General features: G+C 52.1%; 16 protein-coding genes. 8 read left to right on the top strand and 8 right to left on the bottom strand.

Going from position 1 to position 20542, the window contains the following annotated elements:
* Positions 1-43: 43 nt before the first annotated feature.
* The gene (locus IPG80_RS21025; RefSeq protein ID WP_345111462.1) at positions 44-421 is read right to left on the bottom strand and encodes a phage holin family protein; all 378 of its coding nucleotides are present in this window, start codon (positions 419-421) and stop codon (positions 44-46) included.
* 47 nt (positions 422-468) lie between these two features.
* The gene (locus IPG80_RS21020) at positions 469-1440 is read right to left on the bottom strand and encodes a GNAT family N-acetyltransferase (RefSeq protein ID WP_345111459.1); all 972 of its coding nucleotides are present in this window, start codon (positions 1438-1440) and stop codon (positions 469-471) included.
* Between the two features lie 97 nt (positions 1441-1537).
* Between IPG80_RS21020 and IPG80_RS21015 the strand changes: the two genes are divergently transcribed.
* The 4 genes from IPG80_RS21015 to IPG80_RS21000 all read left to right on the top strand — a co-directional run bounded on the left by IPG80_RS21015 (position 1538) and on the right by IPG80_RS21000 (position 10141).
* Positions 1538-2023, top strand: a complete 486-nt coding sequence (locus IPG80_RS21015; protein ID WP_345111456.1) for an HXXEE domain-containing protein — start codon at positions 1538-1540, stop codon at positions 2021-2023.
* Between the two features lie 173 nt (positions 2024-2196).
* Complete coding sequence (locus IPG80_RS21010; RefSeq protein WP_345112240.1) at positions 2197-4671, top strand: AAA family ATPase; 2475 nt, start codon at positions 2197-2199, stop codon at positions 4669-4671.
* 112 nt (positions 4672-4783) lie between these two features.
* The gene (locus IPG80_RS21005) at positions 4784-6808 is read left to right on the top strand and encodes a hypothetical protein (RefSeq protein WP_345111454.1); all 2025 of its coding nucleotides are present in this window, start codon (positions 4784-4786) and stop codon (positions 6806-6808) included.
* Positions 6809-6925: 117 nt separating this feature from the next.
* Positions 6926-10141 (top strand): substrate-binding domain-containing protein, encoded by a 3216-nt coding sequence (locus IPG80_RS21000; RefSeq protein WP_345111451.1) that lies wholly within the window; start codon positions 6926-6928, stop codon positions 10139-10141.
* A gap of 43 nt (positions 10142-10184) precedes the next feature.
* Here the strand turns inward: IPG80_RS21000 and IPG80_RS20995 are convergent, their stop codons facing one another.
* From IPG80_RS20995 to IPG80_RS20985, 3 genes are all read right to left on the bottom strand, one after another.
* A complete protein-coding gene (locus IPG80_RS20995; RefSeq protein WP_345111448.1) occupies positions 10185-11087 on the bottom strand; it encodes a methyltransferase domain-containing protein in 903 nt (300 codons plus the stop codon).
* 80 nt (positions 11088-11167) lie between these two features.
* On the bottom strand, positions 11168-12463 hold the full coding sequence (locus tag IPG80_RS20990; RefSeq protein ID WP_345111446.1) for a UDP-glucose/GDP-mannose dehydrogenase family protein: 1296 nt from the start codon (positions 12461-12463) through the stop codon (positions 11168-11170).
* Between the two features lie 99 nt (positions 12464-12562).
* Positions 12563-12931 carry a response regulator gene (locus IPG80_RS20985; protein WP_345112238.1) on the bottom strand — a complete coding sequence of 123 codons (369 nt, stop codon included), beginning with the start codon at positions 12929-12931 and terminating at the stop codon, positions 12563-12565.
* A gap of 87 nt (positions 12932-13018) precedes the next feature.
* Between IPG80_RS20985 and IPG80_RS20980 the strand changes: the two genes are divergently transcribed.
* Positions 13019-14179 carry a glycosyltransferase family 4 protein gene (locus tag IPG80_RS20980; RefSeq protein ID WP_345111444.1) on the top strand — a complete coding sequence of 387 codons (1161 nt, stop codon included), beginning with the start codon at positions 13019-13021 and terminating at the stop codon, positions 14177-14179.
* A gap of 1 nt (position 14180) precedes the next feature.
* Here the strand turns inward: IPG80_RS20980 and IPG80_RS20975 are convergent, their stop codons facing one another.
* The 3 genes from IPG80_RS20975 to IPG80_RS20965 all read right to left on the bottom strand — a co-directional run bounded on the left by IPG80_RS20975 (position 14181) and on the right by IPG80_RS20965 (position 17120).
* Positions 14181-14402 (bottom strand): YtxH domain-containing protein, encoded by a 222-nt coding sequence (locus tag IPG80_RS20975; protein WP_345111442.1) that lies wholly within the window; start codon positions 14400-14402, stop codon positions 14181-14183.
* A 130-nt stretch (positions 14403-14532) separates the two neighbouring features.
* Positions 14533-15921 (bottom strand): cysteine--tRNA ligase, encoded by a 1389-nt coding sequence (gene cysS, locus IPG80_RS20970; RefSeq protein WP_345111439.1) that lies wholly within the window; start codon positions 15919-15921, stop codon positions 14533-14535.
* A gap of 119 nt (positions 15922-16040) precedes the next feature.
* On the bottom strand, positions 16041-17120 hold the full coding sequence (locus IPG80_RS20965) for a PIN domain-containing protein (protein ID WP_345111437.1): 1080 nt from the start codon (positions 17118-17120) through the stop codon (positions 16041-16043).
* Positions 17121-17294: 174 nt separating this feature from the next.
* Here IPG80_RS20965 and moaA point away from each other — a divergent pair, with 174 nt between their 5' ends.
* The 3 genes from moaA to IPG80_RS20950 all read left to right on the top strand — a co-directional run bounded on the left by moaA (position 17295) and on the right by IPG80_RS20950 (position 20466).
* Positions 17295-18299 carry a GTP 3',8-cyclase MoaA gene (gene moaA / locus IPG80_RS20960; protein ID WP_345111434.1) on the top strand — a complete coding sequence of 335 codons (1005 nt, stop codon included), beginning with the start codon at positions 17295-17297 and terminating at the stop codon, positions 18297-18299.
* A gap of 9 nt (positions 18300-18308) precedes the next feature.
* The gene (locus IPG80_RS20955) at positions 18309-19031 is read left to right on the top strand and encodes an HAD family hydrolase (RefSeq protein ID WP_345111431.1); all 723 of its coding nucleotides are present in this window, start codon (positions 18309-18311) and stop codon (positions 19029-19031) included.
* 85 nt (positions 19032-19116) lie between these two features.
* Positions 19117-20466 (top strand): malic enzyme-like NAD(P)-binding protein, encoded by a 1350-nt coding sequence (locus IPG80_RS20950; RefSeq protein ID WP_345111428.1) that lies wholly within the window; start codon positions 19117-19119, stop codon positions 20464-20466.
* Positions 20467-20542: the final 76 nt, after the last annotated feature.

The following is a 20542-nucleotide window of genomic DNA, read 5'->3' as shown; positions in this document are numbered from 1 at the left end:
TTTTTGCATTCAATGATGTTGGGGTTAAAGCGGGCAGGACTTATTAGTTATGCTTGCCTTTTAATTCATCGCGGAAGATGACGCTCATCACAATGCTGACTGCGCTCATAACGAGGCTGCCAAGCAGGGCAGACCAGAAACCGTCCACTGTGAGAGGAATACCGAGCGACTGCCCAATGTTGCTGGTGAGCAGCAACATGGCAGTGTTGATAACGAGGGTGAACAAGCCAAGCGTAAGGATGATGAGCGGGCAGGTCAGAAACTTAAGTAAAGGGCGCACCAGGGCGTTTAACAAGCCAATGATGAGAGCCAGCCAGAGAATTCCTGTCCAGTTGCCGAGATAGTCGATGCCAGGGATGATCCACACGGCGGCGTATAACGCCACAGCATTGATGACCCAGCGGATGATGAATTTTGTCATTTTGACTCCTTTCTATTAATTACGGAGAATCTTGCATAGAGTTGCGCTTAAGTTGCCTGCATCCAGATCAAGGTGCGCAAGGACTTGAACCCTGCGGCTTGGATGGCATCATCGAAGAGACCGGCGGGGAAGTCGAGCGCGATATGTGGATAGGAGTAATGCATGTCTCGCCGCGCATGCAGTAACAATGCCGTCAACGCTTCAGGGTCAGACCTTTCGCCTGCGGCGGCAAACAAGCCATCTCCACGCCCATTTGGAATCCATGAGAGCGTGGCAAGCAGGGAGTCTTTACGGGTGGCTGCCCATTGCCGGACGTTTACGTCGATGAACATAAGATACATCCAGTTGAGAAAACCCGGCTTAAGCGTGGAAAAGTTCCAGTTGGCGTGCCAGCCTAGTGCGTCGGGGTAGAGGCGTGAAAGCCACTTGTTCTGAGTCAGCCAGAAGCGCGGCTGACGACTCGTGATGGCGATATCCGTTTCGAGTTTATCCAGCCGCGGATCGGTGGAAGCTTGCCAGTTGGTGCGCCGGGTACGTTCTTGAAAGCCGAGAGTTTCATATAGATGAATGGCTTCGGAATTATCAGCGCGAACGTGCAACCAGATGTCTTGCACGTTCTTTTCGCGGGCATGTTGCATGGCACGCTCAGTGAGAATGCGGGCTATGCCGCGGCGGCGATAATCCGGGTGAACGGCGACATTGGCGATCAGGTAGAGACGGTGCTTGTTGCGTTTGAACGGTACAAGGCTGACGTTGCCAACGATGCGGTGGTCCTGCTCCCAGATGTATCCAGTAAGCGGCAGGGAAGTGGTTTCTGCCACGCGGTTTGCCCATTTGAGAAAGGAGTTGTCGTTGCCTGCGCGACGCATGTCTTGCACGTAACGCCGACCGTCACTGTCCATGGTGGCGGAGAAACACGTCTCGATGAGGTCTGCCACAGCGGGCAGATCCCGCAGAATGCTGAGCGGACGCATGTAGGGGTGGTGTTCCTCGCGTGCAGGGATGGTAATGGAGGACATGCTGAGATTATAGATGCGGAATGTAGAATAGGGAATGGGGAGTTGTATAATGTTGGGAAAGGCTTGAACTCCTATCCACTTGGAATAGTTAAATACAATGGTAGACCTATGGTTGTTCTTTCCACTTGTCATCACTTTACATAATTTGGAAGAGGCGGTCTGGCTGCCAAGATGGTCGCGCCGTGCTGGAAAACTTTACCGCCCTGTTGAGTCGGATGAGTTTTATTTTGCCGCCCTGTTTGTGACCATTCTTGCTTATGTCGTCACTTTTATGGCTGTGGAATTTCCGTCAAGCCGGATCTTGAGCGGGGTCTTTCATGGTTTTCTTGGAGCCATGATCTTGAATACGTTCGTTCCTCATCTGACGTTGACCATTCTGCTGCGTAAATATTCGCCGGGATTGTTAACGGGATTATTCCTGATGGTTCCAGTGAACTCGATGATCCTTTACCAGTCTATTGCAGCTGGTGTCATAAGCCGGTCTGACCTGTTGATTTTCACTCTTGTAGTTTCCATGGCTCTTTTGAGCCTGCTTCCTCTGCTTTTCAAGATCGGCAGGTATTTAACTGCCATGTTAAAGTGACGGGACGCATCTTGTTCTGAAATCTAACACTCCTCTTATACCCCATTGACAAAACGTCGATGCGGCGTTTGTTATAATGCGACCATTAGGTGGACGTTGGACAATGGACGATAGACCATAAAACCGTGGTCTACGGTCCGTGGCCCGTGGTTCATCTGGAGGAACCCCCTATGATGCGATTTGACCGATTTACAGAGAGAGCCCAAGAGGCAGCCCAGCGCGCCGCGGAGATCATCCAACGCTATGGGCATAACCAAATTGATACTGAACATATCCTGCTGGCGTTGATCGAACAGCCCGGCGGAGTGATTCCCCAAATTTTAGAAAAACTGAATGTCAGCGCTCAGGCACTCACCGAACGCCTCGATGCCACCCTACGTGCCAGCCCGAAGGCGAATATTTTCGGCGGCGGAGCGGGGCAGATCTTCATCACGCCGCGCGTCAAGCGGATCATTGACCTTGCCAACGAAGAAGCCAATCGTCTGAAAGACGAATACATTTCCACCGAACATATCTTTTTAGCGATCCTGACCGAACGCAACACGCCCGCGGCTCGTATCTTGGAATCTGCCGGGCTAACTCGTGACCGCGTCTATGATGCCATTCAAGACTTGCGCGGCGGACAGCGCGTCACCGATCCGCAAGCCGAGACGAAATACCGCACCCTTGAAAAATACTCGCGTGACTTAACTCAACTGGCACGTGAAGGCAAGCTTGACCCAGTTATTGGGCGTGATAAAGAAATCTTGCGCCTGATTCAGATCTTGTCCCGCCGCACCAAGAACAATCCCGTTCTCATTGGTGAAGCCGGTGTCGGTAAGACTGCAATTGCCGAAGGGCTTGCACAAAAGATCGCGACCAATGACGTGCCGGAGATCCTCTCAGGCAAACGCGTGGTGGCGCTCGACTTGGGCGCGATGATCGCCGGATCCAGGTTCCGAGGCGAGTTCGAAGAACGTCTCAAAGCCGTGATGGAAGAAGTCCAGCGTGCGAAGGGTGATGTCATCCTGATGATCGACGAGTTGCATACCGTCGTCGGTGCAGGAGCCGCTCAAGGTGCGATGGATGCGAGTAACATGCTCAAGCCTGCGCTGGCTCGCGGTGAACTGCAATGCATCGGCGCGACGACTCTGGATGAATTCCACAAGCACATTGAAAAAGATGCCGCGCTCGAACGCCGCTTCGCGCCCATCTATGTGGATGAACCCAGCGTGGAAGATACCATCAAGATGCTGCACGGCTTGCGTGACCGTTACGAGGCACATCACAAAGTGCGCTTCTCTGACGAAGCCTTATCTGCCGCTGCCCATTTGGCAGATCGCTATGTGACGGATCGCCACATGCCCGATAAAGCCATCGACCTGATGGATGAGTCTGCGGCGAAATTGCGCGTGGCACTCTATTCCATGCCGCCCGATCTCAAGGTGTTGAAAACTGAAATTGACAAACTTGCAGCTGAAGAAGAGCAGGCTGGTTTGGAACGTGACTACGAACGCGCTGCGCAAAAGAAAGCTGAACGTCTGCGCATTGACCTCGAATACACCACCAAGCGCGACCAATGGGAAGCCGAACATCACCTCGATGAAGTGGTGGATGTAAACGACATCGCCGCCGTCGTGCATCAGTGGACGGGAATTCCCGTTACGCAGATGCTCGAAACTGAATCTGAAAAACTCCTGCATATGGAAGCGCGTTTGCACGAGCGCATCATCGGTCAGGAAGAAGCCATTCACGCCATCTCCGATGCCATTCGCCGCGCGCGTTCCGGTTTGAAAGACCCTGCTCGCCCGATCGGCTCATTCATCTTCATCGGACCTTCTGGCGTGGGAAAAACGGAACTTGCCAAAGCTCTCGCCTGGTTCATGTTCGATGACGAGGATGCGATGGTGCGCGTGGATATGTCTGAGTATCGTGAACAGCACACCGTCTCGCGTCTCTTCGGCGCGCCTCCCGGATACGTCGGTTACGAAGAAGGCGGTCAACTCACTGAAGCCGTGCGCCGCCGTCCGTATCGTGTGGTGCTCTTCGATGAAATTGAAAAAGCTCACCCCGAAGTGTGGAATTCACTACTTCAAATTTTGGATGACGGACGCCTGACCGATGGTCAAGGCAACGTGGTCGACTTCCGTAACACGGTTCTGATCATGACCTCGAACCTGGGTACTGAATACGTGAGAAAAGGCGGCACCCTCGGCTTTTTATCCGGCAAAGCGGATAGCTCTGACCGCGAAGCGCACGATAAGATCGACAAGGCGCTCAAAGCCGCCTTCCGTCCTGAGTTCATCAACCGTATCGACGAGATCATCATGTTCTCGCCACTCTCGCTTGAAGAGATGGAATCCATCGTCATCTTGCAAATGAAGGAACTGCAAGACCGGCTCAACGACCACAACATTGCCGTACAGATCACCGATGCCGCACGTTCCTGGCTGGCAAAGGAAGGCTACGATCCGGCATTTGGCGCACGTCCGCTGCGCAGGGCGATCCAGAAATATGTTGAAAGTCCGCTTTCAATGGAGCTGCTTGGCGGCAAGTTCAAAGACGGCGCCGAAGTCATCGTGGATGTGGATGAAAAAGAGAATAAGATTGTCTTCAGTTCATCTGCTCCGGCAAAGAAAAAGAAATCCAAGCAGGAAGTGGAAGTATAAGCAAAACAGCGCGGGCGAAACCCCGCGCTGTTTTTTTACTCGCCCAAATATACTAATCCTCTTTTCAGAGTAAGCGGGTATTATCGGGCAATCTTTTGAAAAAGGAAACTTTATGGAAACCCCTGAAAATAACAATTCTGGCAAAACGATCGGTATAGTGGTGGGTATCGTTGTCCTGTTGGGCTGTCTCTGCCTGCTGGCGCTCGGGCTTGGCGGATATGCGGTCTATACATTCAGCCAATCTACATCCACACAGGATTCGCCGATATTTACCGACCCGATTATCCCATCAGATACAACGGAACAGGAACCGACTGAGATCCAACGTCCGCCTGTAGATGCGAGCTTTAACGAAACCATAGAGACACTGGAGAAAGCCATCGTTCCGATCAATGATCCGCGTGAACTGGCATGTCGTTTGGGTGGTACATGTGGGGTTCCGCTGGTGATGTCGGAGTCCGCGGCGCCGCGTTCGTTGGGCGAGACTCAGAAATTCTGGGTGCATGACCTGGATTCGAATGAGAACAACGAAGTTCAAGCTACCCTGCTTTACATCACTCCGCATGTTTATTTCTGGGCACAGGATGGGCTTGAGATCGATCAGGATGAAATGAAAGCGTTGGTGGATACCTTCGAAGAAAAAATGTACCCCACCAACCGCGAATTTTTCGGTAGTGAATGGGCGCCCGGTATCGATGGTGATGAGCATATCTATATTCTCTATTCGCGCGGGCTGGGTTTTTCGGTGGCTGGGTATTTCTCTTCCTCCGATTCTACTCATCCCTTGATCCAGGAATTTTCGAACGCACATGAAATGTTCCTGTTCAATGCTGATAACACGCCTTTGGGTGGCGACTATGCCTATGCCGTGCTTGCGCATGAGTTTCAGCACATGATCCATTGGAACAATGACCTGAATGAAACATCCTGGCTGAACGAAGGTTCATCTGAATTGGCGGTGTTGCTTAATGGGTATGAAACCGGCGGCTTCGACTCGCTTTACATTTCCAACCCCGACCTGCAATTGAATGACTGGCCCAATGATCAGGATGCCACGTCTCCGCACTATGGTGCGGGCTTCCTGTTCATGACCTACTTCCTCGACCGTTTTGGTGAGGAAGCTACTCAACTGTTAGTAAAAGACCCCGCCAACGGACTGGACAGTGTGGACGGCGTACTTCAGTCTGTCGGCGCAACCGATGCGTTGACTGGCAAGCCCATCACGGCAGACGATTTCTTTATGGATTGGGCGCTGACCAACCTGTTGCTTGATCCCTCTATTGACGATGGACGCTATGTTTATAACAACTATCCTGCTGCCCGGCGTGCTTCTGCCACCGAGACCATTTTCAATTGTCCGCAGGAGCCGCTGACCCGCTCCGTCCATCAATATGGTGTGGACTATATTGCCATCGAATGCGCTGGAAACTATACCCTCAACTTCACCGGCTCCACCGTGACCGGGTTACTACCCGCCGACCCTTATTCTGGTGACTACGCCTTTTGGTCAAACAAAGGTGATGAGTCGAACATGACGTTGACTCGTGAATTTGATCTCACCAATGTAAGCGGACCGGTTGAACTCTCTTATCGCACCTGGTTCGATATTGAAGAAGATTGGGACTATGTTTATCTTGAAGTGTCTGAAGATGGCAAGGCGTGGGAGGTTATTACCACGCCTTCAGGCAGAGGTACCGACCCGAGCGGAAATTCCTACGGCTGGGGCTACACCGGCGTGACGAATGATTGGATCGAAGAGAAAATCGATCTCTCGGATTATGCCGGCAAAAAAATATTCATCCGCTTTGAATACATCACCGATGCAGCGGTCAATGGTGAAGGCTTTATGCTGGATGACGTCGCGATTGATGCAGCGGGTTACAGCTCCGATCTTGAAGCGGATGATGGCGGCTGGGTCGCCGAGGGCTTTGTTCGCATTCAGAATGTTCTGCCGCAGACCTTCAAGCTGGCTCTCATCAAATCCGGCGATTCCAAAGTGACGATGATCCCCCTTAACCCCGATCAGACTGCTGAGATCCCCGTGTCATTGAACTCTGGTGAGACGGCATATCTTGTGGTTTCGGGCACAACCCGCTTCACCCGCGAGTTGGCGTCCTATCAGATTGAAATACGCTAGGTTCGTATATGCGCCGTGCCCAGTATGGATGTACTGGGCACGGTTTTACTCGGGGGAGATAGTCTTGCAAAATTGCAACTTTCCATGCAAATAACCTGACTTATAATTTGTCATTCTATGATGAAAAAACTCGTAAATCCCTCGGGTAAACGAAAAACCATTGCGGTGTTGAGTGCACAGTTAAGCCGTGTGTGGGGCAGCGAGTTCATGTCTGGTGTGCTGGATAGTGCGCGAGCTGCAGATGTTAATGTGGTTTGTTTTGTAGGTGGTAAGCCCACTGCGATCGGAATGCCAAAAAATGAGGGACATTCTTACGGGCTGTATGACTTGATCAGGCCGGGGCAGTTTGATGGGATTCTTCTTTCGGCAGATGTGGCACATGGGTTGACTGCGGAAGAGATCCAGAATTTTTGCCAATTCCTTGCACCAGTACCAATCGCATCCTTTGCGGTCCCTGTAAAAGGTATTCCGACTGTAATGGCGGACAATGACGGAGGGATGCGCTCCATTATCAAGCATCTGATCGAAGCGCATGGATATGAACGGATCGCTTTTGTGCGCGGTCCAGTGGGGCAGAGTGAAGCGGATCAACGCTACAAAGCTTTTCTTGATGAATTGAAATCACATAATATCCGCCATGATGCACATATGGTGGTAGAAGGCGATTATTCTGCCGAAAGCGGACGCGCTGCTGTGCGTACCCTTTTAGATGAGCGCGGCATGGCAGTACAGGCGATTGTCGCTTCGAACGACCGGATGGCTTTTGGTGTGCTGGAAGCGTTGCAAGGGCGCGGCATCCACGTGCCGGATAAAGTTGCTGTGACCGGTTTCGATGATGTCAGTGAGTCGCAGTCAATGGGTGTGCCGCTAACGACGGTACGGCAATCTTTTTATGATGGCGGTGCCAGGGCTTTTGCCGCTCTGATGAATAAGATCGATGCTCAGGAAAGCAGCGACCTTGACCTGCTTCCCTCCAAGCTGGTGGTACGCTGGTCGTGCGGATGTCTGCCGGAAAGTATCCATCGCGCCGTTGTCCTGCCGAGGGAAGTGGCGCATACGGGCAGGCTGGAGAATAAACGTACAGCAGCGATCAATGCCTTGCTGGCAGCCGCCGGGATAGCGGATGTTGATTCAGGACGCGAGGAATATGTTGAAATATTCGGGCGTGCGTGGGATGCCTTTCTCACCGGGCTGCGTGAAGCGGAAAATAGCGGTGGATTTTTAAAAGCGGTGCAGGGCATGGTGGAGGTCCTCCAACGGCACGGCTACGATTTCAATACCTGGCAAAATGTAATCTCTACCTTTCGCAAATATGCGCTTGGGGGGATATCCAGTAACACCACCACCCTGCGTGCGGAGAATCTTTTTCAACAGGCGCGCATGCTGGTGGGTGAGCTTTCCCAGCGGGCGCAGGCGTATAACCGACTTCAATTCGTGAAGCAGGAAGAATTGTTGAATAACTTTAGCTTCTCCATGGCTTCAGCGGTAAGTTTCAATGCCATTGGCGATGCAATTGCGCAGCATTTCCCGCTGTTCGGTATCAGCCGCTGGTATGTGATGTATTATGGCGACACAGACGCGCCAGGTTCCATTTCTTCGCCTCCGCCGCAAAGTTACCGCTTGTTGATGCAGTACGATGACAAGCAGTTTGCCATGCCGACGGATGCCAGTTCGCGCCTCGCCACCGGACGCCTGGTTCCGCGCGGCAAGACGCCTGAGAACCGTCGCTACGATTCTGTGGTGATGCCGCTTTCACTGGCGAGCAATCGCTTTGGCTTCATGTGGGTGGAAATGGGACCGGATGATTGGGATATCTATGTGCGCGTGCGCAACCTGCTTTCCAGTGCGTTGCTGCGCACCATGTTGGTCGAGCAGCGCGAACAGGCACAGCGTGAAGTGGAACGACTTTTGAGCGAAGCACGCGAGCAGGCTGGTGAACTCAGCCGTGCGCGCGATGTGGCAGAAAAAACTGCCAGCGAAAATGCACAGCTATTTGCGTCCGAACAGGAACGGCGTCGGGGAGCGGAGGCGTTGGCGCGTTCTTTGCGCCAGCTTTCCTCTTTGAAAACCGTCGAACGGTTGCCGGATGAGATCCTCGAGCAGTTGAATCAGACCCTGCCTTATGACCGTGGTGTTCTGGTTATGGAAGATGTCAACGGGGAGCCGGTAATCCAGGCACAGCGCGGCATGCCACAAGGCGCGCAGATGACCACCTTCCGGCTTGGGTTTAAGGGACACGAGTTATACAAGACCATTTCACGCAAAGGCGAAACACTGGTCATCAAGGATGTTAATGCGGTGGAGAATTGGTCACAGCCTGATTGGCTTCCGCACGACCTTTCGTGGATGGGTGTGCCTTTGTATTCCAAAGACAACGTCGTTGGGCTTTTGCTGGTCAGCCGTGCGAAGACATCCTTTACTCAAGATGATGGTTTGCTTGCCACGACCTTTGCCTTACAGGCAACCGTGGCGCTTGAGAATGCGCGCCTGTATCACGAAGTGACGGGTATCAGTCAGGTGATGGAACGCATGGTCGCGGAACGCGTGGAAGAGCTGAATAAAGCGTATACCTCCCTTGAGAAGCATGATAAGAACAAGTCCGCGTTCATTCAGGTTGCCGCACACGAACTACGTACACCGCTAACCGTGGTAAAAGGCTTCCTCGGTATGTTGAAGGCAGACCCGGGCATACAGAACAATGCCATGCTTTCCGAAGCGATCGAAGGCGTAACCCGCGGCACGAACCGCCTGCACCAGATCGTCAATAGCATGTTGGATGTGGTGCGGCTTGAGAGTCAAGTCATCATGCCGCATGTAGAATCGGTCAGCCTGGGCTTGATCCTTAGGTTGATCCATAAGGATTATGTGGATGACCTTACGGCTCGCAACCTGACCTTGACCCTGGACGAAACCATCAAAACGATCCCACCGCTGTTGGCGGATTCGGAGCTGCTGAAAAAGGCACTTGATCAAGTGATCGTAAATGCCATCAAATTCACTCCAGATGGCGGTTCTATCGACGTTTCTGCCCGGGTGGTGGAAGATGCCAAGCGTGGTCGAATGGCGGAGATCGCCATTAAAGACACGGGCATTGGTATCGATGCCGAACATCACAAGGTCATTTTCGAGAAGTTATATCAATTGGGAGAGGTGCAATTGCATTCTTCCAGCCGTACGAACTATAAAGGCGGCGGTGCAGGGTTGGGGCTCGCCATCGCTTCTGGCATTGTCCGCGCCTTGCAGGGAACCATCTGGGTGGAAAGTATCGGTAAAGATGAAGAAAAATTCCCCGGCAGTACTTTCTTCATACGCCTGCCATTGGTGAAAGACTAACATTCGAAAACAGGCTCCAATTGGAGCCTGTTTTTTTTATTTTCTATTTCATTCTTTCCCTAAAGTCATAGATCCCGTTTTGAACAGACCATTTTGCCCCGCAAGAGGGGCAGGCAACGTGTTCTGCTTTTTCTTGTAAATTGCCGCTGTTGCAATCGGGGCATTTGAATAAATCGATCACACCTGAAGGAATGGTCACATTTGAACTGCCAGGAAGGACGGCTTTAACAAACACACTTGGTGTGAGTTGAAAGAGGGCGCCTGTCGGCTGAAAGAGACCGTCTACGGCGGCGAGCAGGCTGGCAGGGACCAACCGCTTTAACAGACCAAGGCGGAAATGCGATACGGTCAATATTTTTTCGATGTTGAAGCCAAGTCCGCTCAGCCATTGGTGAATGGCTTTGGGATGAAAGTCAAAGTTGAGTTTTACAAATTCCACCGGCTCAAGCGAAAAGGGACTCCATGATTGCTTGCCGAGCCAGAAGCGCAGGATCGCTTTCAGGTTCAACTTGTTCGCAAACTCAAGGATGAAGGTCGCACCGGGTTGCAGCGTTGCTTGAATTTGTGCAAGTGCTTTGGGTGCATCTGCCATATGGTGCAGCACACGGATCATTGTAGCGGCGTCGAACAATCTGCTCTGAAAGGGGAGGCGGTATACATCTGCGGCAACATAGATGTACTTATCGGAGCGTCCAAGTCTTTCCTGTGCCTGGGCAAGCTGTGTGGTCGAATAATCCAGAACCACAATGCGTTCGAACCCGGCATAGCGCGGGGTATTGCGCCCTGCGCCAGCGCCCAGTTCGAGCATCAGCTTTCCGCTTTTTGGGAGCATGCGTTTCAGTGCAATGGCTTCGGCGCGGTCTTCATAGGCGCGCCCGCCCTGATCCCAAAAGGATTGCTGGTAATCGGAACCTTCATAGTTACAAACGGGAGGGGTGTTAGTCATATTGTCTATTAGTCAAATAGTCGGATAGCCAGTTAAACCGACTATCCGACTACCATTCTACAAATTTACCAATTCCTTAATTATCGTCCAACAGCCCGGTACGTGAAGCCCATATCCTTCATGCGACCGGGTTCGTAGATATTGCGTCCGTCGTAAACGACAGGAGACCTGAGCAAACCCTTTACCTTGTCGAGGTCGAGTTGCTTGAATTCATTCCATTCGGTGATGACCATTAATGCATCGCAACCTTCTGCCATCTTGTACACTTCTTCGAACATCTCCACAGCCGGGAGGATGGGGCGCGCTACATGCATTGCAACCGGATCATATGCGCGAACCTTTGCGCCTGATCCGATCAATTCTTCAGAGATATCGATGGCGGGTGCATCACGCATATCGTCGGTGTTGGGTTTGAACGCCAGACCCAGCAAGCCAATGGTCTTGCCTTTCAGGCTGCCACCCAGCATGACTTCCACGCTTTTAACAGCCTCTTTGCGGCGGTCATAGTTGACATCCATGACGCTGTTGAGGATCTTCGGGTTGAGTCCTTTTTCTTTTGCCATGAAGGCGAGCGCTTCCACATCTTTGGGGAAGCACGAGCCGCCCCAGCCGAGACCTGCATCCAAAAAGTGACGTCCGATGCGCGCATCGTAGCCCATGCCAGCCGCTACTTCCTTCACATCCGCGCCGACACGTTCACATAAATCAGCGAGTTCGTTGATGAAAGAGATCTTGGTGGCAAGGAAGGCATTGCTGGCGTACTTGATCATTTCTGCGGTACGCAGGTCAGTGATGACGATGGGGGCGCGCAGGGGTAAATGCAGTTGAGCTACTTTATTTGCTGCATCGCGATCCAATGAACCGATCACGGTGCGGTGCGGGCTCATGAAGTCGCCGATGGCGGAACCTTCACGCAGGAATTCAGGACACGAAACCACGGCAAAGTCGATCGGCTTGGGCTGGGCACCCTTTACGATGTCGGCAACCCAGTCGCCGGTCCCGATCGGAACCGTGGATTTGTTGATCAGCACCAGCGGTGCGGTCATGTTCTTTGCAATGGAAGTTGCTGCTGCAGCAACATATTGCAGGTCTGCCGAACCGTCTGAACCGGATGGGGTGCCCACGGCGATGAAGGCATATTCCACGCCTTTCAGCGCTTCAGCATACGAGGTGGTGAAAGTAATACGTCCCGCTTTTACATTGCGCTTGACGAGTTCATCCAACCCCGGTTCGTAAATGGGCATGATGCCCTTTTTGAGATTTGCAACACGTTCCTCGTTTACATCCAATGCAGTTACACGGTTGCCAAGGTCGGCGAAGCAGGCAGCGGTCACCAGACCGACGTATCCCACGCCGACAACACAGATTTGTTTCATAGTAGTTCCTTTTGATTGAAAGATTTGGCTCAGTTCAAAATGGCCCCGCAATTTTGCTTGTGTGCGGTTTCATGAGCCAGGAGATTGACCCAACCTGATCTATTGTTTGCTTGTCCAGGTTTTGACGGTGTCCAGCAGGTCAAGCAGATCCATGGGCTTGGTAACATATTCATCGCAGCCCGCATCGAACGCACGTTTACGGTCGCTGGGCAGGGCATGAGCGGTGAGCGCGATCAGAGGGATGGTGGAAGTTGTCGTATTACCTTTGATGAGGCGGGTTGCCGTCCAGCCATCCATTTCGGGCATGGAGAGATCCATAATGATCAGGTCGGGAAGTTGCTTGGTGGCGGCATTGACCCCATCGCGACCATTCATGGCAAGGAAAGTTTCAAACCCGTTCTTTTCCAGGATGAACCGAACCAGTTCATAGGTATCCATGTTGTCTTCAACGATAAGGATGCGTCCAATGCTCATGCCCTTAAATATACTACAAAGTAGGTGGTGTTAACTCGTTATTTTTGTTTGTTACCCAGACCCTGTGGGTATAATCACCCCATGAGACTGCTTTTTGTCACGGATGCCCGCTCGCCGATCTCCCAAAATTGGATACGTCATTTCATAGAACGCGGCGATGAGGTTTATATTGCCTCTACATTTGAATGGGATGTAACCGGAATCCCCCCCGAGCAGGCGGTTTTCACGCCAGTTGCCTTTAGCGCTGCCAAAAAGCGCACCTCTGCGCCATCCAGCGCTTCTTCCCGAACCTTGAGCCTGCGTACCAAGGTCAGACAATGGCTTGGTCCTGTAACCATTCCCGCATCCGCGCGCAAATTACGTAATTTCATTAAAGCAGTTCAACCGGATATTATCCATGCCATGCGCGTGCCGTATGAGGGCATGCTGACTGCTTCGGCTTTGCAGGGACTCGCACCCTGCCCTTCATTCCTGGTTTCCATCTGGGGTAATGACTTCACGCTACATGCTCCATCTACACCGCTGATGAAATATTACACTCGTAAGACCATGAGGTTGGTGGATGGTTTACATTCTGATGTGGAGCGCGATATTCGGTTGGCAAGAGAATGGGGTTTGGGCGAAGAGAAGCCTACATTAGTGGCACCCGGTAACGGTGGAATCAGAGGTGATGTTTTTTATCCGCCCAAAGATCTGGTCAAGAGCCCGGTCATTATCAATCCGCGTGGTGTGCGTCCGTATGTGCGCAACGACTCATTCTTCAAAGCCATTCCACTAGTGTTGGCGAAGAGACCCGATGCAAAGTTTCAATGCACAGGCATGCAAAACGAATCGCAGGCACTGAGCTGGGTGCGCGAGTTGAATATAGAAAGTGCGGTGGAGTTGTTGCCTTCGTTTCCGCATGAAAAGATGGGGGAGGTCTTTCGCGGCGCGCAGATCGTGGTTTCGCCGAGCATCCACGATGGCACGCCGAACACGCTGATCGAAGCGATGGCGTGCGGATGTTTTCCCGTGGCGGGTGATCTCGAGTCCATTCGCGAGTGGATCACACATGGGCAGAACGGTTTGTTGTTCGATTCGAATTCCCCGCAATCAATAGCAGATGCAATATTATTGGGGTTGGAAAGAGAAGACCTGCGAACCGACGCCGCAGGTCTAAATAGAAATATTATCTCCACTCGCGCAGAGTTTGAAATGAATATGAAGAGGGTGGAGGAATTCTATGAGTTGGTGACTCGATAAATTAGAACTCTTCCCTTGGTGCGCGCAGTGACTCAAGTCGTCCGCGCAGTTCGATGCGGCGGGCATCGGCGGAATGACGCACATCGTTGAGGAAGTTCTGTCCGCGATCGCGAAGCTGTCCGCGCAGGTTTTCGCCGGATTCGGGGGCAAGTAGTATTGCTATTACACCGCCAACCAGAGCGCCGGTAAAGATTCCGATCATAAAGCCGAACATTCTACGCATGGAATTTCTCCTTGAAAAAAATCGTTATGATGGTTGAATTATACATCTGAAAGTAGTCACAATTAAAAACTTCCGAGAAATGTTTCTCGGAAGTTTTTCTGTCCAATTGCTTGATGATCAAACTAAGAAACTAACTCCACTTCCAAGTGGTGCCGTCTTTGCTGTCTTCGATGGTGACGCCCATCGCTTTGAGCTGGTCGCGGATCTCGTCGGAGCGCTTCCAGTTTTTGTCTTTGCGGGCTTGGGTGCGTTCGGCGAGGAGGGTTTCCACTTCGGCTTCTTTTTCACTGGAGCCTTTTTTCTCTTCGAGCTTCAACCCGAGCACACCAGCCAATTGTTTGAAGGTTTCTTGCGCGGGTTTGAGTTGGTCTGTGTTTGCGCCGTTATCGCGAGCAGTGTTAATTGCTTTCGAGAGCTCGAACAAGGCTGCGACGGCTCCGGCGGTATTGAAGTCGTTGTCCATGGCTTCGGTGAAGTTGGCGTTTGCGGATTCGATCGAAGCGGACAAGGTATCAGCGGAGAGTCCGCTTGCGGAGGGGGAGGCAGGCTTGAGCGCGGATTTGAGGCGTTCGACGTTGCGTTCGGCGGCATCCAGTGTTTCATCGTTGAACATCAGCGGAGCGCGGTAGGTTCCATTCAAGACCAGCATGCGCATCACGTCTGAAGAACGTTTTGAGAGAAATTCTTTGATGCTGATGATGTTGCCCAAGGACTTGGACATTTTCTCGCCGCCGAGTTGCAGCATGCCATTATGGATCCAGTAGCGCGAGAATTCCTTGCCGGTGTAGCTTTCGCTTTGGGCGATCTCGTTTTCGTGGTGGGGGAAGATGAGGTCGTTGCCGCCGCCGTGGATGTCGATCTGTTCGCCGAGTTCGGCGAGGTTCATGGCGGAGCATTCGATATGCCAGCCGGGGCGACCTTTGCCCCAGGGGCTGTCCCAGGAAATTTCACCGGGCTTGGCGGCTTTCCAGAGTGCGAAGTCCATAGGGTGTTCTTTTTGTTCGCCGATTTCGATGCGCGCACCGGCTTGCATGTCTTCGAGCTTGCGACCTGAGAGGCGACCGTAATCATCGTCGCTGTTCACACGGAAGTAGACATCGCCATTTTCCGCGGCGTAGGCGTGACCTTTTTGGATCAACCCTTCGATGAATTGAATGATGAGCGGCATGGTGGTACTGACCTGCGGGTTGGAGGTAGCAGGCAAGACGTTCAGGCTTTTCAGGTCGGCGGCATAATCTGCGATATAACGTGCCGAAAGTTTGAGCGGGTCTTCGCCGAGTTGGTTGGCGCGGTTGATGATCTTGTCGTCCACATCGGTGTAGTTCATGACGTGTTTGACGGCGTATCCACGATACTCGAGGTAACGGCGGACAATGTCGAACACGATGGCAGACATGGCATGCCCAACATGCGCGTCGTTATAGACCGTGACGCCGCAGACGTACATCTTGACGAGATTGGGTTCAAGGGTTTGGAATTCTTCGGTTTTGCGAGTAAGGGTATTATAGATTTTCAACATGTTATTTACCACAAAGGGTCACCAAGATACACAAAGGATTTTTTGTAAACGGGTGTATTTTACCGCATAAAAAAACAGGGCGTCGAGAGGCGCCCTGTTCACTCGTTACTTGTTACTCATTACTTACTTTTAATGCGTTTTCCGTTCTCTTCTTCTACACGTCCGAAGATCATACGTCCGGCGGCGGTTTGCAGGACTTTGGTGATATTGACATCCATGTATTCGCCGATGTAGTCGCGTCCATTCTCGACCACAACCATCGTGCCGTCGTCCATGTAACCCACACCCTGACTGTGTTCCTTGCCTTCCTGCATGATGTTGATGCGCAGGGCTTCGCCGGGGAGAACAACAGATTTAACGGCATTCGCCAGTTCGTTGATGTTGAGCACGGTCACGCCTTGCAATTCGGCAACACGGTTAAGGTTGTAGTCGTTAGTTAGGATCGGGCTTTTGAGCTGTTTGCCGAGCACAACAAGTTTATCGTCCACTTCGCGTACACCGTCAACATTGATATCTGAAATACGTACGAGGATGTTGGGCAGTTTTTGCAGTTCAGCAAGTACTTCCATGCCGCGCCGTCCACGTTGACGTCGCATGCCATCGGGAGAGTCTGCGATGTATTGCAGTTCGTTCAGCACAAAGCGCGGAATGAGCAGTGTGCCGGGTAGAAAGCCGGTCTTGGCGATATCACCTACACGCCCATCGATGATGACACTGGTATCGAGCAGGATGTTGCGGTTGAGGTTGCTCCAGGAAGAGGAACCGCCGCCTTCCCCGCGTCCGCTTAGGGCGCTAAGCAGCCCCATGATGTCGCCCTGACGCATGACGAAGAGAGAAACCCCAAAGTAGGAGAAGATCAACACGCCAATGAAGGGCAGGATCTGACTGAACGGTTGGGGCAGCATGGATAGCGGAAATGCCAGCAGAGCGGCAATGAGCAAACCCACAACCAGACCCGTCAACCCGGCAAAGAGGCTTTCGGCGGTCATGCGCCCCAACAGGGAGCGGAAAGCTCGAGCTGGACGAGTAGTGAAGTAGGGGGTCAGAATCAAGCCTGTCAGTGCGCCAACCAGGCTGAAAATGAGGGTGGTGCGTTCAGTGTTTTCGGGAGTGAACCTGGAAAAATCAAATCCCCAGTACCCCCCAGCAACTGCAAGAACAATCATGCCAATAAGGCGAAGAATCAACTCAACACTCATAAATAACTCCTGAAAAAAAAGAATAATGACCATGCCATAATAGCATGGCTGGAACAGCCCGTCAATTGCCCGAAGATTCTCCTCATAATGTTGATATAATCGCCTGACAACTCTTCTGGTTCCTTGTATATTTTTCCCTGAAACACACAACATTTTTCAAAGAAAATTGAACCTATGACCCTATTGGATACCCTTAATCGTCCCCTGCGTGACCTGCGCATCTCGGTCACTGACCGGTGCAATTTCCGCTGTGTGTATTGTATGCCAAAGGAAGTCTTTGGACCCGATTACCAGTTCCTGCATCGTGACAAAGTGTTGACCTTTGAGGAAATCACCCGGCTGGCGCGTTTGTTCGTTTCATTCGGAGTTCGGAAGATTCGCTTGACTGGTGGTGAGCCGCTCGTGCGCAAGGATTTTCCCGACTTAATCGCCATGCTTGCACAGATCCCAGACCTTGATCTGACGATGACGACCAATGGTTCACTCCTGCCCCGGTTTGCAGAGCAGCTCAAAAAGGCGGGGTTGAAGCGGGTCACGGTCAGCCTTGATTCGCTTGACAATGCAATATTCAAATCCATGAACGATGTGGATTTCCCAGTCGAAAAAGTGCTTGAAGGCATGGATGCCGCCAAAGCCGTTGGGTTGGCGCCCATCAAGGTTAACATGGTCGTCAAGCGTGGTGTAAATGAAGACAGTATTTTGCCCATGGCGCGCTTCTTCCGTGAAAAGGGATATATTCTGCGTTTTATTGAATATATGGATGTTGGTCATACCAACGGTTGGCGAATGAATGAAGTGGTTTCTGCCAAGGAGATCGTCAAGATCATCAGCGCGGAAATGCCGCTTGAACCGGTTGACCCGAATTATCGCGGTGAAGTGGCGGAACGCTGGCGCTACAAAGATGGCAGCGGCGAAGTAGGCATGGTCGCCTCGGTGACGCAAGCCTTCTGTCGCGATTGCAATCGCGCACGCCTTTCTGCTGAAGGTTCACTTTATACGTGTCTATTTGCGGTCAAAGGACATGACTTCCGCGACCTGTTACGCAGTGGCGTCACGGATGAAGAGATCGTTCATAAGATTGAAAGCATATGGGGTAAACGCGCTGACCGATACTCCGAGATCCGCTCTGAAAATACGATCCCACTCCCGAAAGTGGAAATGTCACACATTGGCGGCTAAACATAATCCATGGACCCGAAAATAAAGAATATCAAAGCCATCCTTTTTGACCTCGATGGAACTCTGCGTCACCATATCCCCAGCGGCGGCGCAGTTTTTGTTGAATACCTAAAGAGTATAAATATTCATGCTTCTGAGGAAGATCGAACCCGCGCCGAACGCTGGGAACATTTTTATTTTGCCCACTCGCTTGAGATCCAGGCTGATATAAAGACCTTTACTCATCACTCCAGGGAATTCTGGATTAATTATTCGAGGCGGAGGCTGGTGGCGCTGGGGGTCGACCCAAAGCGGGCACAGGAACTGGCACCGGAGGTTTCTGCTCATATGGGGACGAACTATAAACCTGATGTGTACGTCCCCGAAGAAGCGCCGCGTTTGCTCGCAGGTTTGAAGCAGGCGGGGTACATACTGGGTGTTGTCTCGAACCGTGAAGAACCATATCATGAAGAATTAAAAACCCTCAAGCTTGATTCTTATTTCAAGTTTTCACTGGCGGGCGGCGAGGTGCCATCCTTTAAGCCTGAACCGCGAATCTTTCAGCGCGGTTTGGAATTGGCTGAAGTTGCTGCGCATGAGGCGATATATGTTGGCGATAATTACTTTGCCGATATCATCGGTGCGCATCGCGCCGGGCTCATGCCTGTTCTCTACGACCCAACCTCCCTCTTCCCTGAAGCCGACTGTGCCGTCATCCGTTCATTGGATGAGTTGCATGGACTGCTGATATAAATTCAACCCTGTCTGACCTTCACAATACCGCGGAGACATCTTCGCGGTATTCGCGTTAAAATGAGGAGGAGTAAAGGAGATAACCATGGCTTGGGATCAAAAGATTTTCCGCATTGTACGAGTGCGCAACTCGCAGAAAAAAGGGGTACTGGCTAAACTATTAACCGCCATCGCGGAGGCGGGGGGGAATATTGGCAGTATGGTGCTGGTAACCGAAACCTCACTGCATGTGGTACGCGACCTGACCATTACGGTCGAGAGCGAATCGATGCTCGAAACCGTACTGGAGGCAATGCGTGCCAATGAAGGTACGAAGATCATCGAAGTGCGTGATGAGGTGCTTGAACTGCACCAAAAAGGAAAGATCGCCATCCGTTCGCGCTACCCGATCGAATCATTGACCACGCTGCGGCGCGTGTATACCCCTGGGGTGGCGGAAGTCTGTTTGCGTATTGCAAAGGACCCTTCGCAGGCGCGGCTTTATACAAGCATCAGTCATATGGTTGCCATTGTTACCGATGGAACGGCGGTGTTGGGGCTGGGCGATATCGGTCCGTTGGCGGGGATGCCGGTAATGGAAGGCAAAGCCATGTTAATGGAAACCCTGGTGGGGCTTTCGGGCATTCCGATTCTATTGAACACAAAAGATACAGATGAAATTGTCAACACCGTTGCCGCGATCTCGCCGACCTTTGCCGCGATCCAGCTTGAAGATATTTCTGCGCCGCGCTGCTTTGAGATCGAAGAACGCCTGCAAGCCATGCTGGATATCCCCGTGTTGCATGATGATCAACACGGTACTGCGGTGGTTTGTACTGCGGCGCTGATGACTGCCACGCGCGAAACTGGCATGGACTTGAAGAAAGCTGTCATCGGGCAGATCGGGCTTGGGGCGGCCGGGCAGGCGATTGGTCAGATGATGATGCGTCTGACGGGCAATCCCGTTCACGGTGCGGATCTGAGTCCCGAAGCGCTGAGTCGCTTTGAGAAACTGGGCGGCATCAAATCCAACTTAAAAGATATCATGGCGAATTGCGATATCGTAGTGGCGACGACCGGTGCGCCGAACCTCATCAAACCGGAGATGGTGCGCAAGGGACAGATCATCCTCGCGCTTTCGAACCCGAATGCCGAGATCGACCCCGAGGTTGCCATGGAACACGGTGCAGCATTTGCTGCAGACGGCAAGTCAGTGAATAACGTGTTGGGTTTCCCCGGCATCTTCCGCGGCGCAGTGGATGCGAACGCCCCGCGCATTACGCAGGAGATGTTGGTGGCTGCGGCAGAGACCATTGCCAGCATGACCCCGCCCGGTGAATTGGTGCCCAGCCCCTTGAATAAAAAAGTTCATCGTGCCGTGGCGCGTGCCGTGGCTGAGATGGCGATCAAGCAGGGTATTGCCCGTGCTGATTATGTTCCGTACGTGGAAGAATAAAAAAATTATGTCACTCTGAGCGCAGCGAAGAGTCTCTTACTATGTTGGTAGAGACCCTCACCGCACTGCATCCGCA

Source organism: Candidatus Villigracilis vicinus (assembly GCF_016702885.1).
In the GTDB taxonomy this organism is placed as follows: Bacteria; Chloroflexota; Anaerolineae; order Anaerolineales; family Villigracilaceae; genus Villigracilis; species Villigracilis vicinus.
Note: the sequence above shows the minus strand (reverse complement) of the source record. Positions and strands in the feature narration are given on the sequence as shown.

Excerpts from the sequence above, each read along its gene's own strand:
- IPG80_RS20950 (WP_345111428.1), top strand. The coding sequence starts at position 19,117 with ATGGCTTGGGATCAAAAGATTTTCCGCATTGTACGAGTGCGCAACTCG.
- IPG80_RS21025 (WP_345111462.1), bottom strand. The coding sequence starts at position 421 with ATGACAAAATTCATCATCCGCTGGGTCATCAATGCTGTGGCGTTATAC.
- IPG80_RS20995 (WP_345111448.1), bottom strand. The coding sequence starts at position 11,087 with ATGACTAACACCCCTCCCGTTTGTAACTATGAAGGTTCCGATTACCAG.
- IPG80_RS20990 (WP_345111446.1), bottom strand. The coding sequence starts at position 12,463 with ATGAAACAAATCTGTGTTGTCGGCGTGGGATACGTCGGTCTGGTGACC.
- IPG80_RS20955 (WP_345111431.1), top strand. The coding sequence starts at position 18,309 with ATGGACCCGAAAATAAAGAATATCAAAGCCATCCTTTTTGACCTCGAT.
- IPG80_RS21010 (WP_345112240.1), top strand. The coding sequence starts at position 2,197 with ATGCGATTTGACCGATTTACAGAGAGAGCCCAAGAGGCAGCCCAGCGC.
- moaA (WP_345111434.1), top strand. The coding sequence starts at position 17,295 with ATGACCCTATTGGATACCCTTAATCGTCCCCTGCGTGACCTGCGCATC.
- IPG80_RS21020 (WP_345111459.1), bottom strand. The coding sequence starts at position 1,440 with ATGTCCTCCATTACCATCCCTGCACGCGAGGAACACCACCCCTACATG.
- IPG80_RS21015 (WP_345111456.1), top strand. The coding sequence starts at position 1,538 with ATGGTAGACCTATGGTTGTTCTTTCCACTTGTCATCACTTTACATAAT.
- IPG80_RS20965 (WP_345111437.1), bottom strand. The coding sequence starts at position 17,120 with ATGAGTGTTGAGTTGATTCTTCGCCTTATTGGCATGATTGTTCTTGCA.
- IPG80_RS20980 (WP_345111444.1), top strand. The coding sequence starts at position 13,019 with ATGAGACTGCTTTTTGTCACGGATGCCCGCTCGCCGATCTCCCAAAAT.
- cysS (WP_345111439.1), bottom strand. The coding sequence starts at position 15,921 with ATGTTGAAAATCTATAATACCCTTACTCGCAAAACCGAAGAATTCCAA.
- IPG80_RS21005 (WP_345111454.1), top strand. The coding sequence starts at position 4,784 with ATGGAAACCCCTGAAAATAACAATTCTGGCAAAACGATCGGTATAGTG.
- IPG80_RS20975 (WP_345111442.1), bottom strand. The coding sequence starts at position 14,402 with ATGCGTAGAATGTTCGGCTTTATGATCGGAATCTTTACCGGCGCTCTG.
- IPG80_RS21000 (WP_345111451.1), top strand. The coding sequence starts at position 6,926 with ATGATGAAAAAACTCGTAAATCCCTCGGGTAAACGAAAAACCATTGCG.